General features: G+C 39.7%; 13 protein-coding genes and 1 other annotated feature. All 13 genes read left to right on the top strand.

The genetic code is table 11. The annotated features are described in order from the left end of the window. Positions 1 to 358 precede the first annotated feature (358 nt). The 13 genes from VEIS1202513_RS00410 (at position 359) to VEIS1202513_RS00470 (ending at position 15,043) form a co-directional block, all read left to right on the top strand. Positions 359 to 1,477: an IS1249 family transposase gene (locus VEIS1202513_RS00410; protein ID WP_213466934.1), complete on the top strand. Its 1,119-nt coding sequence runs from the start codon at positions 359 to 361 to the stop codon at positions 1,475 to 1,477. A 205-nt stretch (positions 1,478 to 1,682) separates the two neighbouring features. Continuing rightward, the gene (locus VEIS1202513_RS00415) at positions 1,683 to 2,090 is read left to right on the top strand and encodes a hypothetical protein (protein ID WP_213467494.1); all 408 of its coding nucleotides are present in this window, start codon (positions 1,683 to 1,685) and stop codon (positions 2,088 to 2,090) included. Between the two features lie 96 nt (positions 2,091 to 2,186). Next, positions 2,187 to 2,390: a binding site (T-box leader), on the top strand. 180 nt (positions 2,391 to 2,570) lie between these two features. Continuing rightward, on the top strand, positions 2,571 to 4,109 hold the full coding sequence (locus VEIS1202513_RS00420; protein ID WP_213467495.1) for a 2-isopropylmalate synthase: 1,539 nt from the start codon (positions 2,571 to 2,573) through the stop codon (positions 4,107 to 4,109). A gap of 1 nt (position 4,110) precedes the next feature. Beyond that, positions 4,111 to 5,370, top strand: a complete 1,260-nt coding sequence (gene leuC, locus VEIS1202513_RS00425; protein WP_213467496.1) for a 3-isopropylmalate dehydratase large subunit — start codon at positions 4,111 to 4,113, stop codon at positions 5,368 to 5,370. 1 nt (position 5,371) lies between these two features. Then, complete coding sequence (locus VEIS1202513_RS00430) at positions 5,372 to 5,863, top strand: 3-isopropylmalate dehydratase small subunit (RefSeq protein ID WP_105094022.1); 492 nt, start codon at positions 5,372 to 5,374, stop codon at positions 5,861 to 5,863. A 204-nt stretch (positions 5,864 to 6,067) separates the two neighbouring features. Next, on the top strand, positions 6,068 to 7,138 hold the full coding sequence (leuB, locus tag VEIS1202513_RS00435; RefSeq protein ID WP_118354226.1) for a 3-isopropylmalate dehydrogenase: 1,071 nt from the start codon (positions 6,068 to 6,070) through the stop codon (positions 7,136 to 7,138). 75 nt (positions 7,139 to 7,213) lie between these two features. Continuing rightward, positions 7,214 to 7,543: a DMT family transporter gene (locus VEIS1202513_RS00440; RefSeq protein ID WP_213467497.1), complete on the top strand. Its 330-nt coding sequence runs from the start codon at positions 7,214 to 7,216 to the stop codon at positions 7,541 to 7,543. A 94-nt stretch (positions 7,544 to 7,637) separates the two neighbouring features. Continuing rightward, positions 7,638 to 8,177 (top strand): hypothetical protein, encoded by a 540-nt coding sequence (locus VEIS1202513_RS00445; RefSeq protein ID WP_213467498.1) that lies wholly within the window; start codon positions 7,638 to 7,640, stop codon positions 8,175 to 8,177. A 280-nt stretch (positions 8,178 to 8,457) separates the two neighbouring features. Then, complete coding sequence (locus VEIS1202513_RS00450) at positions 8,458 to 9,645, top strand: oxygen-binding di-iron domain-containing protein (RefSeq protein WP_060925001.1); 1,188 nt, start codon at positions 8,458 to 8,460, stop codon at positions 9,643 to 9,645. A gap of 682 nt (positions 9,646 to 10,327) precedes the next feature. Continuing rightward, entirely contained in the window at positions 10,328 to 12,295 is a 1,968-nt protein-coding gene (locus VEIS1202513_RS00455; protein WP_213467499.1) for an S-layer homology domain-containing protein, read from the top strand. A 349-nt stretch (positions 12,296 to 12,644) separates the two neighbouring features. After that, on the top strand, positions 12,645 to 13,130 hold the full coding sequence (locus VEIS1202513_RS00460; RefSeq protein ID WP_119208347.1) for a GNAT family N-acetyltransferase: 486 nt from the start codon (positions 12,645 to 12,647) through the stop codon (positions 13,128 to 13,130). A gap of 232 nt (positions 13,131 to 13,362) precedes the next feature. Continuing rightward, positions 13,363 to 14,112 (top strand): DUF969 domain-containing protein, encoded by a 750-nt coding sequence (locus VEIS1202513_RS00465; protein ID WP_101928628.1) that lies wholly within the window; start codon positions 13,363 to 13,365, stop codon positions 14,110 to 14,112. Position 14,113: 1 nt separating this feature from the next. Continuing rightward, positions 14,114 to 15,043 (top strand): DUF979 domain-containing protein, encoded by a 930-nt coding sequence (locus VEIS1202513_RS00470; protein ID WP_178884145.1) that lies wholly within the window; start codon positions 14,114 to 14,116, stop codon positions 15,041 to 15,043. Positions 15,044 to 15,090 lie beyond the last annotated feature (47 nt).

Genomic DNA, 15,090 nt, shown 5'->3' on the forward strand with positions numbered 1-15,090 from the left:
AGGCAATTGATAGTTGTGCAATTAACTACAAAATCCCTCGGAGCGGCTACTCCGAGGGATTTTTTACATTATTACGCTAATGCTAGAGCGTTGGGCTAGTTGCTAAATAAAAGGGCTAGGAAAGCGTCTAACCACTTGCAAATGTAGTAGGCGATTACAGGGTTATAGGACAAAAAGTGTTGCTGTTAATGCCGATGGAGGTAGTTAAATACTGGCTCTATCGGCATTTTATCTTTTTGAGTAACTTTTACATATAGGACAAAAAGTGTTGCTAAAAAGTCTGAACTCCCTTGATTTTACTGACTCAAATAAGGTTTTATCTTTCTAGAAAGATATATTTTTTAGAAGGAGTATAATTATGAAACTAGTCAGATGCCCTAGTTGTGGTTTCATTTGTAAGAAAAATGGTAGAACAAATGCGGGTTCTCAACGTTGGTATTGTAATCAATGTTCTTGCTCATTCACAAATAAAGTGAATAAAACTAACAATAATTTACAGATGTTTTTGGATTGGTTATTTGGTAAACACACACAGTTAGATATGGCTGGTGATGGACGTTCATTTCGGAGAAAAACATCACAGTTTTGGGAACTTTGGCCATTACCACCAAAAGTTGAATCATCAAGTAGCGTAGTATTTGTTGATGGTATTTATTTAGCTAGAAATGCTTGCATTTTAATCTGTTGTAATGAGACGCATGTCTTAGGCTGGTATGTTTGTAGATATGAACATTCTAAGGCTTGGGAGGCTTTATTACGACGTATTTCACCACCTACAGTAGTTGTATCCGATGGTGGTACCGGCTTTCAAAAGGCATTAAAAAAAGTTTGGCCGAAGGCCAAACTACAAAGATGCTTATTTCACGCATTTCAACAAGTAAAACGCTATACAACAATACGTCCTAAAACGATTGCTGGCCGTGAATTATATGGAATTGCAAGGGATTTATTAACGATACACACACAAGATCATGCCGTAAAGTGGGTACAAAACGTTATGTCATGGAAAGTACGACATAGAGTATTTCTATCAGAAATGACCGTTGACGAAAATGGTACGATACGACCTAAACACGAACGACTCATAAAAGCAGAAAATTCCTTAATTAAATTAATCAATAAAAGATGTTTGTTTACTTACTTAGATACATCATTAACATGTACCTGTCCGGCTACTAATAATCGTATAGAAGGTGGCGTAAATGCTCAGTTACGCGCTATGTTACGTAATCATAGAGGAATGTCTATTGAAAGACGAATAAAAGCGGTGTTCTGGTGGTGCTATATGCACTCACCGAACCCGCTTTCTAATGCAGAAATACTTAAGGTTATGCCGACCAACAAGAGTATTTCTGATATATATCATACCATACATGAACAATCTAGGTTAGAAGCCTCTATTCCAACTTGGGGTGATGCTATTGTTTGGAGCGATTTGCATAATTATGATCGCCTATTTACCAATCTTTGGGACTGAAATAGCAACACTTTTTGTCCTATAACCCCGATTACATTTACCATGACGGCTAGCCAAAATTGATAGTTGTTGTGCAATAACTACACCCCCTTTCTGTTGCCAGATTAGGGTTAGCAACACTTATAGTATAGCAAAATATACTTTACACAAATAGCGATATACAGTCCTCTTTGTTGTGCTTGATATTAAAAATAACGGAGTTTTTATGAACGCAGAAAATTACAAGATTTCAAAGCTGTCATATATAGAAAAAGGTAGTAATGAAATTATGGAAAGATACCAAATACGCGCACAATATGAAACGGAACCGCCTCATGGTGATGCTATATATTCTATTTCTATAAAGGGGAAATCATTGCCGTTTTGGATTTATGGTAGGGATGTTACTTTCATAGGTAGTAGTATGGTTATGGTGGAGTCTGTAAGATGTAAAACTTGGGATCCCATTGAAACCATGATTATTGATCTAGAGAATGAAGTGTATGCTAGTTTAAAGGAATGGTATACAGATATTTCGTTTGTTAATCATCGAATAGAGCTTACTAATCAAGTGGTAAAAATGGATAAACGCATTCTAAATAATTTTGAGACTTTAGAGTGGATAAGCTTTTAAGATTGATTGTGCTAGTTACTAACGAGAATATATTATATTCATCTTATTTTAATTGACATAAGTCTATAGAATACAGTACAATACCCTTATATCTTAAAACAAGCTATGAATGGGTATAAAGGTTTACAGATCCTGCTTTCAGAGAGTTGCCGGTTGGTGCGAGGCAATAGAGGTTGTACGCTGACACTCTCCCGTGAGCTTTGGTGGCGAATGCAGCAGTAGTCATCGACGGTGGTTCCGTTATACCCGCAACGAGTCCCAATTAGGGTGGTACCGTGTTATGAATATAACGCCCCTTTGAGCAACGACAGTTGTTCTGAGGGGCTTTTTTTATTGTAAAAGTCTAGTAAAATTACTGATTTGATGTATCTGTGTTGGCATTAGCTGAAATAGTATTGAAATCGGCGGTTTTACTAAACTTTCACAATGGATAGATATAATACAGTGTTATGTTTTATTAGAATAGAAAAGGTGAAGATTATGGATCAAAATCGCGTATATTTCTTCGATACAACCCTTCGTGATGGGGAACAAACACCTGGCGTAGCATTACAAACACCAGAAAAGGTTGAAATTGCGAAAGGCCTTGCACGCCTCGGCATCGACGTAATCGAGGCTGGCTTCCCAGCAGCATCCCCAGGGGATTTTGAAGCAGTACAAACGATTGCACGCGAAGTAAAAGGCACAACCATTTGTGGCTTGGCGCGCGCCAACGAAAAGGACGTACAAAAGGTAGTTGAAGCATTGAAAGATGCGGAACGTAGCCGTTTGCATGTGTTTATTGCTACATCCGAAATCCACATGAAATATAAATTGAAAATGACTCGCCAAGAGGTATTGGACCGCGTTAAATCTATCTTAGAGTTTGCAAAAGGCAAATTCGATGAAATCGAGTTCTCCGGTGAAGACGCAGCTCGTACAGACTTAGACTTCTTGTGTGAAGTGTTCGGTGTAGCTATTGCTGGCGGTGCCACAATTCTTAATGTGCCAGACACAGTAGGTTATATGATCCCTAACGAATTTGCGAACAAAATCCGTTACATCAAAGAACATACACCAGGCATTGAAAATGCAATTATCTCCGTTCATTGTCATGATGACTTAGGCCTTGCTAATGCAAACTCCTTGGCAGCTATCGAAGCAGGTGCTCGTCAAGTTGAGTGTACAGTTAACGGCCTTGGCGAACGTGCTGGTAACGTGGGTATCGAAGAAGTAGTAATGGCTCTTAAAACACGCCACGAATACTTCGGCGATCTTCAAGTGAACATCGATACAAAACAATTTACTAAATTGTCTAAACTTGTAAGCCGTTTGACAGGCGTAGCAGTACCTCCCAATAAAGCAATCGTTGGCTCTAATGCCTTTGCTCATGAATCCGGTATTCACCAACATGGCATGATGAGCAACCCTGAAACGTATGAAATCATGACTCCTGAGTCCGTAGGGGCTGAAAAAACAGACCTCGTATTGGGCAAACATTCTGGCCGTCATGCCTTTGCAGATCATTTGGCAAAACTTGGTTTCCAATCTTTCACAGAAGAGAAAATCAACGACCTCTTCGCTAAATTCAAAGAATTGGCAGACCGTAAAAAACAAGTATACGATGATGATATTATTGCGCTTGTCGTAGATAACTTACATCACAAAAAAGCATTCGAGCTTGTGGCTCAATACTATAAATTAGGTGAAAAAGGTTATGCTTATGCAGACGTACGCCTCATGACACCAGAAGGTGAAAAGGCCGATGCTGCTGTAGGTGATGGTCCAGTTGACGCATCCCTTAAAGCGGTTGAACGTGTTGTGGGCTTGCCAATCAGCTTAAAAGATTACCAAATCCGTGCTATCACAGCCGGTAAAGATGCCCTTGGGGAAGCAACCCTTAAGGTAGAATACAACGGTCGCTTGTATCATGGTCGTGGTATCAGCACCGATATCGTTAAATCAAGTGTAAATGCATATATTAATGCAGTTAACTCAGTATTCCTAGCTATGGAGCTAGAACAACAGGAGGAACAATAATATGGGTATGACCATTACTGAAAAGAATATGGCTCGCCACGCAGGTCTTGATGTGGTAAAACCAGGCCAAATCATCGAATGTCATTTGGACGCGGTATTGATGAACGACATCACATTCCCACCAGCGCGTAAAGAATTTTTGAAGATCGGCAAACCTGTATTTGACCGTCATAAAATCTACTTGGTGCCTGACCATTTCACACCAAACAAAGATATTCAATCCGCTACACAAGCGAAAGTAATGCGCGACTTCGTACGCGAACATGGCATTACAAACTACTTTGAAGTTGGTCGTATGGGTATTGAGCACGTTATTTTGCCAGAAAAAGGTCTTATCGGTCCTGGGGAAATGATGATCGGTGCTGACTCCCACACTTGTACATATGGTGCGGTGAATGCATTCTCCACAGGCGTAGGCTCCACTGATGCGGGCGTTGCTATGGCTGAAGGTAAAACTTGGTTCAAAGTGCCTGAAACTATTAAGGTTGAGCTTATCGGTAAACCTAACAAATGGGTAACTGGTAAAGACGTAATTCTCGATTTAATCGGTCAAATCGGCGTAGACGGTGCTCGTTACATGGCCCTTGAATTTGGTGGCGATGGCGTACAACACATGACTATGGCAGATCGTCTTACAATCTGTAACATGGCCATCGAAGCAGGCGGTAAATGTGGCGTATTCCCTTACGATGAAATTACTGAAGAATACATCAAAGGCCGCGTAAATCGTCCTGTAGAACCTATCAATCCTGATCCTGATGCAGTGTATGCTCAAACGATTACAATTGATTTATCTAAATTGCAACCAGTGGTAGCATTCCCTCACTTGCCATCTAATACACATTACATCAACGAAATCGACAAAGACATTAAAATCGACCAAGTTATCATCGGTTCCTGTACAAATGGTCGTTACGAAGACTTGGTGGCAGCTGCAGAAATCTTCAAAGGTCGCAAGGTGGCTCCATTCGTTCGTTGTATCGTAATCCCTGGCTCCCAAGATGTATATGACCAGGCTATGAAAGATGGTCTATTGGATATCTTCATTCAAGCTGACTGCGCTGTGTCCACGCCAACATGTGGTCCATGCCTTGGCGGTTATATGGGTATCATGGCTGAAGGGGAACGCACAGTTTCCACAACAAACCGTAACTTCCGTGGTCGTATGGGTCACGTTGATTCTGAAGTATATTTGGCAAGCCCTTACGTGGCGGCAGCAAGTGCTGTGTTAGGCCGCATTGCAGGCCCTGAGGAGGTTTAATATGGATTTTGAAAGCAAAAAAATCTGGCGCTACGGCGACGATGTAGATACAGACGTAATCATTCCGGCTCGTTACTTGGCGATTGCTGACTGGAACGAATTGGCTGAACATGCGATGGAAGATATTGATACTACTTTCGCTCCTAATGTGAAAGCTGGCGAAATCATGGTAGCTGGCAAAAACTTTGGTTGCGGTTCCTCTCGTGAACACGCACCAGGGGTTATCAAAGCGAAAGGCGTGCCTGTTATCATAGCACACTCCTTTGCACGTATCTTCTTCCGCAATGCTATCAACATCGGTTTACCAGTAATTGAAATCGGTGAACAAGTTGATCGCATTGAAGCAGGCGATGCTATCGGCGTAGACTTGTCTAAAGGTATCGTGTACAACTTGACTAAAAACGAACAATACCAAGGGACTGAGTTGCCACAATTCATTCAAGATATTGCGGCAGCTGGCGGTCTTGTGAACTTTGCGAAAAACCGCAAATAAGGGCGAGCCAAACACTCGTCTCAAGCCTCCACTGGCCGGGTCTGACTTCGGCCTGCGGCCTCCGCAGGGCCAAAGTCGTTTTCGACGAGCATTCGGCTCTTGGGAGTGTGAAGGTTCGACACAGGCTATATAGACCTGAATAGTGCAATAAAGGCTGATGAGTTTGTGGCTCATCTATGAGCATTTACTATATGGAGAGGTAATATGAGCGAAAAGAATATCGTATTGATTCCTGGTGATGGTATCGGTACTGAGATTATTGCTGCAGCGAAGGCTGTGTGTGATGTGGCTTTTGAGAAAGCTAATGTAAAGGTTAATTGGATTGATAAAAAAGCGGGCGGTGCGTCTATTGATGCATACGGTGTGCCTTTGACTGAGGATACTATCGAGGCTTGTAAAGCGGCTGATGCTGTATTGCTTGGCGCTGTAGGCGGTCCTAAATGGGATAATGTAGATCCTTCTATTCGTCCTGAGAAAGCAATCCTAGGTCTTCGTAAGGAGCTTGGCTTGTTCTGTAACTTGCGTCCTGTAAAAATCTATCCATCTTTACAAGAGTATTCTCCTCTTAAAAAGGAACTCGTACAAGATGTAGATTTCGTTATCGTTCGTGAGTTGACTGGCGGTATTTATTTCGGCGAACGCGAAGAGGCACAAGGGGAAGGTGCTAATGAGTTCGCATGGGATAAAGAAACATACAGCCGTTACGAAGTAGAGCGCATCATGGACATCGCTATGGAAACAGCTCGCAAGCGTAACAAAAAGGTTGTATCCGTAGATAAAGCAAATGTATTGGCTTCTTCTCGTTTGTGGCGTAAAATCGCTCAAGAGAAAGCGGCAGCTAATCCAGACATCGCAACAGATTACTTCTACGTAGATAACACAGCAATGCAACTCGTTGTAAATCCTGCACAATTCGACGTTATCGTGACAACAAACTTGTTCGGTGATATCTTGTCTGACGAAGGCGCTGTAATCTCTGGTTCCATCGGGCTTTTACCATCTGCATCCATGGGGACTGGCACGGCATTGTACGAACCAATCCACGGTTCTGCACCAGATATTATGGGCCAAAACTTGGCGAACCCATTGGGCACAATCTTGTCCGCTGCGATGATGTGCCGTCATTCCCTTGATTTACCTCAAGTGGCTGACGCAATTGAAAAAGCTGTTGAACAAGTGCTCGTTGACGGTTACCGCACAGGCGATATCTACCGTGAAGGGTTAAAACGGGTAGGTACAACAGAAATGGCGCAAGCTGTAATCGAACGATTATAAGATCAGTGCGAGTTAGTACGTACTTATGTATTGAAGAGAGGGTAGTAAGGCCCTCTCTTTTTTGTGGGAGGCGTTATGTTATCTTATTTTTTACTTGCCTTATCCATAGGGCTTGAGTTATTTGCTACAACTATGTTGAAAGCATCTGATGGCTTTACGCGGCCGTTACAGACTGTTGCTTGTGTGCTTGGCTATGTAGGATCTTTCTATACATTGACGCATGTTTTGAAATATATTCCACTCAGCGTTACCTATGCTACCTGGTCTGGCGTAGGCCTCGTGGTGACAGCACTCATTTCAGTCTTTATCTTTAGTGAGGGCTATAATATGTACACCATTTTGGGGATAGGTCTTATTGTAGTTGGTGTTGTCATCCTTAACTTGTGGGGAAGTGTAGGAAATTAACGATATTTGTAGTCTGTATCTAATATATTAAAAACTTATGCATTAGAATATTGTAGATGTAATCAGTGGGCAAAACATTTCCAAGGAGGCCTTTATGAATTCTTCCATGTATCGAAATTTAACCATTACTGCATTATTGATGGCGTTAGCCATCATGATTCCTATTGTGATGCCTCTGAAAGTCGTCATACCGCCGGCTTCGTATACGTTGGCCAGTCACGTGCCTATATTCTTAGCCATGTTCTTATCTCGTAAGATGGCGGCTTGTGTCGTAATAGGTTCGACGCTAGGATTCTTCGTAGCAGGGTTCCCTCTTGTTATCGTTATGCGCGCTGCATCTCATATCATCTTTGCCTTGATGGGTGCTTATTATATAAAACATCATCCAGGTGTCTTAACAGGAGCCTTATCCTTTGCTGCTTTCAACCTTGCTTGTGCTATCGTTCACGCTATTGGTGAAGTGCTTGCGTGCCTATTATTCTATACGACAACTACGATGCCTAATATTGATCTTATCTACGTTGTATTCGTTCTTGTAGGCGGTGGTACTATCATTCATAGCATGGTTGATGGATATATTGCGCTATATATCTATAAAGCAATTCCAGGACTATCAAAAGAGGGTAGTAAATAACTACACCGATAATTGCATATGCTCTTAACCACTCATGGTGTATCAACGGTATACTAATATAAAGTATTTGATTAACCCTGAGTGGTTTTTTAGAATAATTATCAAATCTGTACCTACAGATACAGACTTAACTATGCGATATGGTTATAATAAAATCATAGTTAATGACCGAGTTGTGATATATGCATAGGTATATACATAGGTACATATACACAGATACCACATAGGCCATACATATTGTTAATTGTGAAAGACTTTCACAAGAATTATGGAGGTTATTATGAGAAAGCATATAAAAAATAACGTATCTTGGGTTGGTAAAATTGATTGGGAATTGCAAGAATTCCATGGTTCTGATTACAGTATTAATAATGGATCTAGTCAAAATGCGTACTTGATTGAAGAGGAGAAAACCGTCCTCATCGATACCGTATGGAAACCTCATTCCTCAGAGTTTATCGATAATTTGGAATCTGAAATTGATCTAAACAAGATTGATTTCATCGTATGTAATCACGGCGAAGTCGATCACAGCGGTTCCTTGCCAGCTTTGATGGAAAAAATCCCTAATACGCCAATTTACTGTACGGAAAATGCCGTTAAATCCTTGGTTGGTCAATATCATCATCCAGAATGGAATTTTAAAACTGTGAAGACAGGTGATTCTGTAGATATCGGCAACGGTAAATCCTTGGTATTCGTAGAAATGCGTATGCTCCATTGGCCTGACTCTATGGCAACCTATATGACCGGCGATAATATTTTATTCTCTAACGATGCGTTCGGACAACATTTTGCGGTAGAAGAATTGTGGGCCGATAAGGCTGATCAATGTCGTCTATGGGCAGAGGCGATGAAATATTACGCTAATATTTTGAATCCATTCTCTCCGTTGGTAAAAGCTAAGGTTGAAGAAATTCAAAAGCTCAACTTGCCAATCGATATTATCGCTACTAGCCATGGTGCAATTTGGCGTGAAAATCCATTACAAATCGTAGAGAAATATTATGAGTGGTCTCAAGCATACCAAGAAGACCAAATTACAGTCGTATATGACACTATGTGGGATGGTACAAAGAAATTAGCCCATAAAATTGCTGATGAGATTGCTAAACAATCTCCTGATACACGGGTTAAGATCTTTAACATCAGTAAAACAAATAAAAACGACATCATGACAGAAGTATTCAAATCAAAAGCGATTGCTGTTGGTTCTCCGACAGTAGGGAATAGTGTTATCTCTTCTGTAGCTGGTTGGCTCGACTTTTTGCGTGAATTGAAGTTCAAAAATAAAAAGGCTGCCGTATTTGGTACCTACGGTTGGTCTGGTGAATCTACGAAAGTCCTTCGTGAAGAATTAACTAAATATGGTTTCTCCGTGGTAGAACCTGAAATTAAATGTAACTGGAATCCAGATACAGATGATTTTGGTAAAGCAGAAGAACTTGTAAAAGCCTTGTTGGCATAATATACAAAAAGCTCCTAACGTTCATATAACGTAGGAGCTTTTTGGTTTTTATGATAGCTATGGAAAGAATATGGATGCTGTATATATAGATTAAGCCTTGTTTTGTAAACTTATGCAGATATTTTAGGTGATATGTGCATACTTATCAACTTATTTAAATAGATGTAGAATACTATTAAGAATAAAAATAAAATTATTATAAAATTCAGAAAAATGATTAATTATTCTCTTATTGGAAATTCAGAAAGTGTTCATGAAGTTAATATGAATAAGGGTTGATAGGCTATTTGAAATATTTATAAAACTTATTAAAGCGACGATTATTTATAAGTTATATAAAATATATTCTGTAGAATCCTTAAAAAGGTGTGATTTTTCTTACTCATCATTAAAAATGATAAGTATATTAATACAACAAAGAATGCCAGTAATCATGCTATTTTTTGGAATTATGAAGAGTTATTAATGAACTTTATATGGAAAAAGGCTTGTTTATATCGTAAAACTTTGATATGCTATGCGGGTAATCGACAATATAAATTTTTCTTAAAATGAATTGAATATATTTCTTAGCTTAGAATAAGAAGTATATTTTATCAGCCCGAGGAGAGAGGCGGAACTTAGAGAGAATGAAAAATTGTATTGTGTTTGGTTAAGAATTTTAATTTAGTGAGGGTGTAAGATGAGAGAAAACAAACATTCCAAAAAATTAGCGTTTGCTGTATTAGCTGCAGCTGCAGCAGTAGGTACTGCTGTTGCTCCTGTTAGTGCGGCAACACCTGTATCTACAGCAGATGGTTTTATTTTTGCAGCCGTAGGTGATCAAGCTGGTCAAACTCCAGATATTACACATAATAGTGTTTCTTATGGTACTGTTGCGAATGGCACAGCTACTAGTATTGCAGTTGGTCAAGGTAATACAATTACAAGCGCTAACGGTTCTAGCAGTGCATATGGTAACCAAAACACTATTAATGGTAACCAAGCTAATGCTTTCGGTGATGGCAACACTGTAACAGGTGCGTTCGCACAAGCTTTCGGTGATAGCAACGTGATCAGTGGTACAAATGCTATCGGTTATGGTTATAACAATACTGTAGAAGGTACAACTACAAACTTCCGTGATCGTACTTTCGATAATGAGCCTGATTCTGCTACATTATTAAACGGTTCTTGGAATAGCAACTCCGTAGCTATTGGTTCTAAAAATACTGCAAAAGGTAGCTCCGCATTGGCAGTAGGTAATGAAGCAAAAGCAAATATGAGCGAAACAATTGCTATCGGCCATGAAGCTCAAGCTGATAAAACTTGGGGCATTGCAATCGGTACTCGTGCAACTGCTACTGATGTACGTTCTTTAGCACTTGGTCACCAAGCAAAATCTACTGGTTACAAAGCTAATGCTATCGGTGCTGATGCTACAGCAAATGGCAACCATGCTAATGCTATTGGTTCCTCTGCGACAGCTACTGGTGATCATGCACAAGCATTCGGTGCTGGTGCTCAAGCAACAGGCGTACGTACTAACGTATTCGGTTCCGATGCAGCTGCAACTGCTGATTACAGCATTGCAATCGGTAACAAAGCTAATGCATCCACTGCAAACTCCATTGCATTAGGTGCTAACTCTACTACTCGTTCTGCAACAAATGTAACTAACGCAACTGTAGCTGGTCATACATATGGTGGCTTCGCAGGTACTAGCCCTGTAGGCTCTGTATCCGTTGGTAAAGCTGGCCAAGAACGCCAAATTCACAACGTAGCAGCTGGTAAAATTTCTGCTGACTCTACAGATGCTGTAAACGGTAGCCAATTGTACTCCGTAGCAAATGATTTACAAACTCAAATTAACAATTCTACACCAGGCGCAATCAACAACAATATTACTAACTTGAACAACCGTGTTGGTAATGTTGAAAAACGCGTTAATAAAGTAGGTGCAGGTTCTGCTGCATTGGCTGCTTTACATCCATTGGACTTCAACCCAGATGACAAATGGACAATCGCTGCTGGTTATGGTCACTACCACAATGCTAACTCCGCTGCATTGGGCGCTTTCTACCGTCCTAACGAAGACACAATGTTCTCCGTTGGTGGTACTGTAGGTACTGGCGAAACTCAATTGAACGCTGGCGTATCTCTTCGTCTTGGTAAACGTTCTCCTGAGTCCCGCTCTCGTGTAGCTATGGGCCGTGAAATTGCTGAATTGAACGCACGTCTTCAAGACATGGAAAACAAATATAACAACTTGTTACAAATCTTGACTCCACATGCAATTGATCCTAGCAAAACTGCTGAATTCCCAGACGTTCCTCGTAACCACTGGGCTTACCAATACATTAGCCAATTGGCTGGTAATGGTATCCTTGTTGGCTACCCTGATGGCACATTCAAAGGCGACGTTAAGATGACTCGTTACGAATTCGCTACTATGTTGTACCGTGCACTTCAAAATGGTGCTCCTATCGATGACAACATGAAACGTGCTATGAACGAATTTGGTCCTGAATTACAAAATATTCGTCTTAACCACTTCCGTGTTGACCGTATTTCTGGTGCTGACAACGATCGTCATAAAACAGAACGTGTTCGTGTTAACAACGAACCAAAAAATCAACGTGACGTATACGGTTCCCGCATTAACCAATAATACGTTGATAACAACTTCCCCTCGAGCTCGTGAAAGCTCAAAAACAGGATGTATCCTTGTGATACATCCTGTTTTTTTGTACTTATATAGATATTAATATATTGCCTCTAAAATATTAATATTTATACAGTCTATGTATATTGGATAACTTTTATAATAGAGAAGTGTTGATGCCGGATGATATATTGATATTACAATATATCATCCTCTATTTTCTTATTAGACATCAAAATTTCATGCAATATTTATGTAAATATATTGCAACTTAATACATATTGGTGTATAATAACGTTTATAAGTAATAAATATACAAAACTAGTGAATAAAATATAAATATGAGGGAAAGACCATGAAAGAATTTAGACAATTAACAGTAGCGGATACAGCAGAATATCATAAGGTATTAATCGACGGCTATGCGGCGATTAAAGACTATCCAATTACATTCGATGCTATCGATTTTACAGAAGAAGAATCCAAGGAGTGGATCGAAACCTATCCTGTATATGGATTGTATATTGATGGGCAACTTGTTAGTTCTATTACGTTCTGTATGCCGTGGATTAAATATTCTACACCGGATAAATTTCCACACATTGCTCACTTTGTAACGGCACCTGAGTTTAAAGGTAAAGGCTATGCTCGGGAAACATTAGGCTATGCGGAAGAGTTGTTGATTAATCAATTTAAAACTCCTGCTGTTACATTAGGTACAGCACAAGAGCATCCATGGTTGCCTAAAATGTATGAATCTTTTGGGTTTAAAGCTTATGATAAAGTTCATTTTAGAGGCAAACAACATACTACTATACTTTTCAAAAAAGATTTATTATAGTTGCCTAGTAACTAATCAAACCTTATACATAACTATTTTGATATAGAGTGTACTTAATGTGACATAATAACTGTATCAAATGAGAGTAATGTATAAGGTTTATTTGTTTATGCAAAAAATACATATTGGGGTATATAATGTAAACATATATATTATATAATGTAAACATATATATTATATCTATGGACTATAGAACTAGTTTATAGATGGTTTGTAGAAAGGATGTGAGACTATGTTAGTCTTATCTGGTATTTTAGTGATGGTCATCGGTCTGATGCTGCGCTTTAATGCCTTGTTAGTTGTCGTAGCCGCAGGTTTTGTAACGGGCCTTGCAGGTGGTCTCAGTATCAACGATATAGTTGGTGCCATTGGGGAGGCTTTCGTTAAAAATCGTTATATGTCATTATTTATTTTGATTTTACCTGTTATTGGTCTTATGGAACGTCATGGCTTACGTGAACGGGCAGAAATTTTGATCGGCAAGATCAACGCTGCTACGGCTGGTCGTATCTTTATGATTTACTTATTTGTGCGCCAAGTAACTGTAGCTTTTGGTATTAACATGTCCGGTATGGTTGCCATGGTACGTCCGTTGATCGCACCTATGAGTGAAGCTGCAGTAGCTCAAGGTCGCCCAGTATCTCAACGTACTCTTGATAAGGTGCGTGGTATAGCTGCTTCTGCAGATAATATAGGCAATTTCTTCGGTCAAAACTTGTTCCTTGCTGCTGGTGGGTTATTGCTTATCAAAGGTGTTATGGAACAATTAGGCTATTCTGTAGAGTTAACAGATATGGTGTTATACGGATTGCCAACTGCTGTTTGTGCCTATATCGTTAACTTCATTCGCTTTATTATCTTTGATAAAACAATTCAAGCCTCTGTAGCTCGTGACGAAGAGGATATGAAAGCTGGTAAATTAGTACCTAATGAATTTAATATCCTTGTTACACCAGAAGAATTAAAGAAGGAGGCTGAATAATATGTTAGAACTTATCTATAAAATGCAGCCCTTAGATTATGTATATCTTCTCGTAGGGATCATCTTATTTATCTTTGCCATTCAATCATTTTTAGATAAAGAACATAAATATCGTATCGGTACAGGTTTATTCTGGCTCTTGTACAGTGTGTCCTTTATCTTTGGTTCTTATCTATCAAAGGAAATCAATGGCTGGCTCGTTATCGCCATGGCTGCTATCGTCTTGGTAAAACAACTCGGCAAAGGTCATTACTTTGAATCTCCTATTGAATTCAAAAAAGACGAAGCAGTCCGTATTGGTAATGTTATTTTCGTACCGGCTTTACTTGTTGGTATCATCACATTCATCATTGGCTTCTTTACTAAATTAGGGGCTCTTGTAGGCATTGGTATTGCGGCCATCATTGCTATGGGTGCTGCTCTTTACATCACTAAGGGTTCATTTAATCAAGGCTTCCATGAAGGTCGTCGTCTTATCGATGCTATCGGTTGGACTGCTATCTTATCCCAATTATTAGCGGCTCTAGGCTATTTATTTAATTTAGCTGGCGTTGGTAAAATTATCTCCAGTGCTGTAGCTAGTGTGGTGCCTGCAGATAATGTATTCCTCATAGTTGTAGCATACTGCATCGGTATGGTCATCTTCACAATGATCATGGGTAACGCTTTTGCAGCCTTTGCGATGATTACAAGTGCTATCGGTGTTCCAATGCTCGTTGTAGCTCATGGTGCAAACCCAGCTGCTGTTGGTGCTATCGCAATGCTTGCTGGCTATTGCGGTACTTTGATGACACCTATGGCGGCAAACTTTAACATCGTACCGGTAGCGCTCCTTGAAATGCGCGACCAATATGGCGTTATTAAAGCTCAACTTCCAATTGCATTGATTATGCTCGTATTAAACATCTTATTGATGTATTACTTTATTTAACTCATTTTGTGAAAGTACGATATTCTTATGAAACTATATGATATATC

Origin of the sequence: Veillonella orientalis, assembly GCF_018406505.1 — a bacterium.
Classification (GTDB): Bacteria; Bacillota; Negativicutes; order Veillonellales; family Veillonellaceae; genus Veillonella; species Veillonella nakazawae.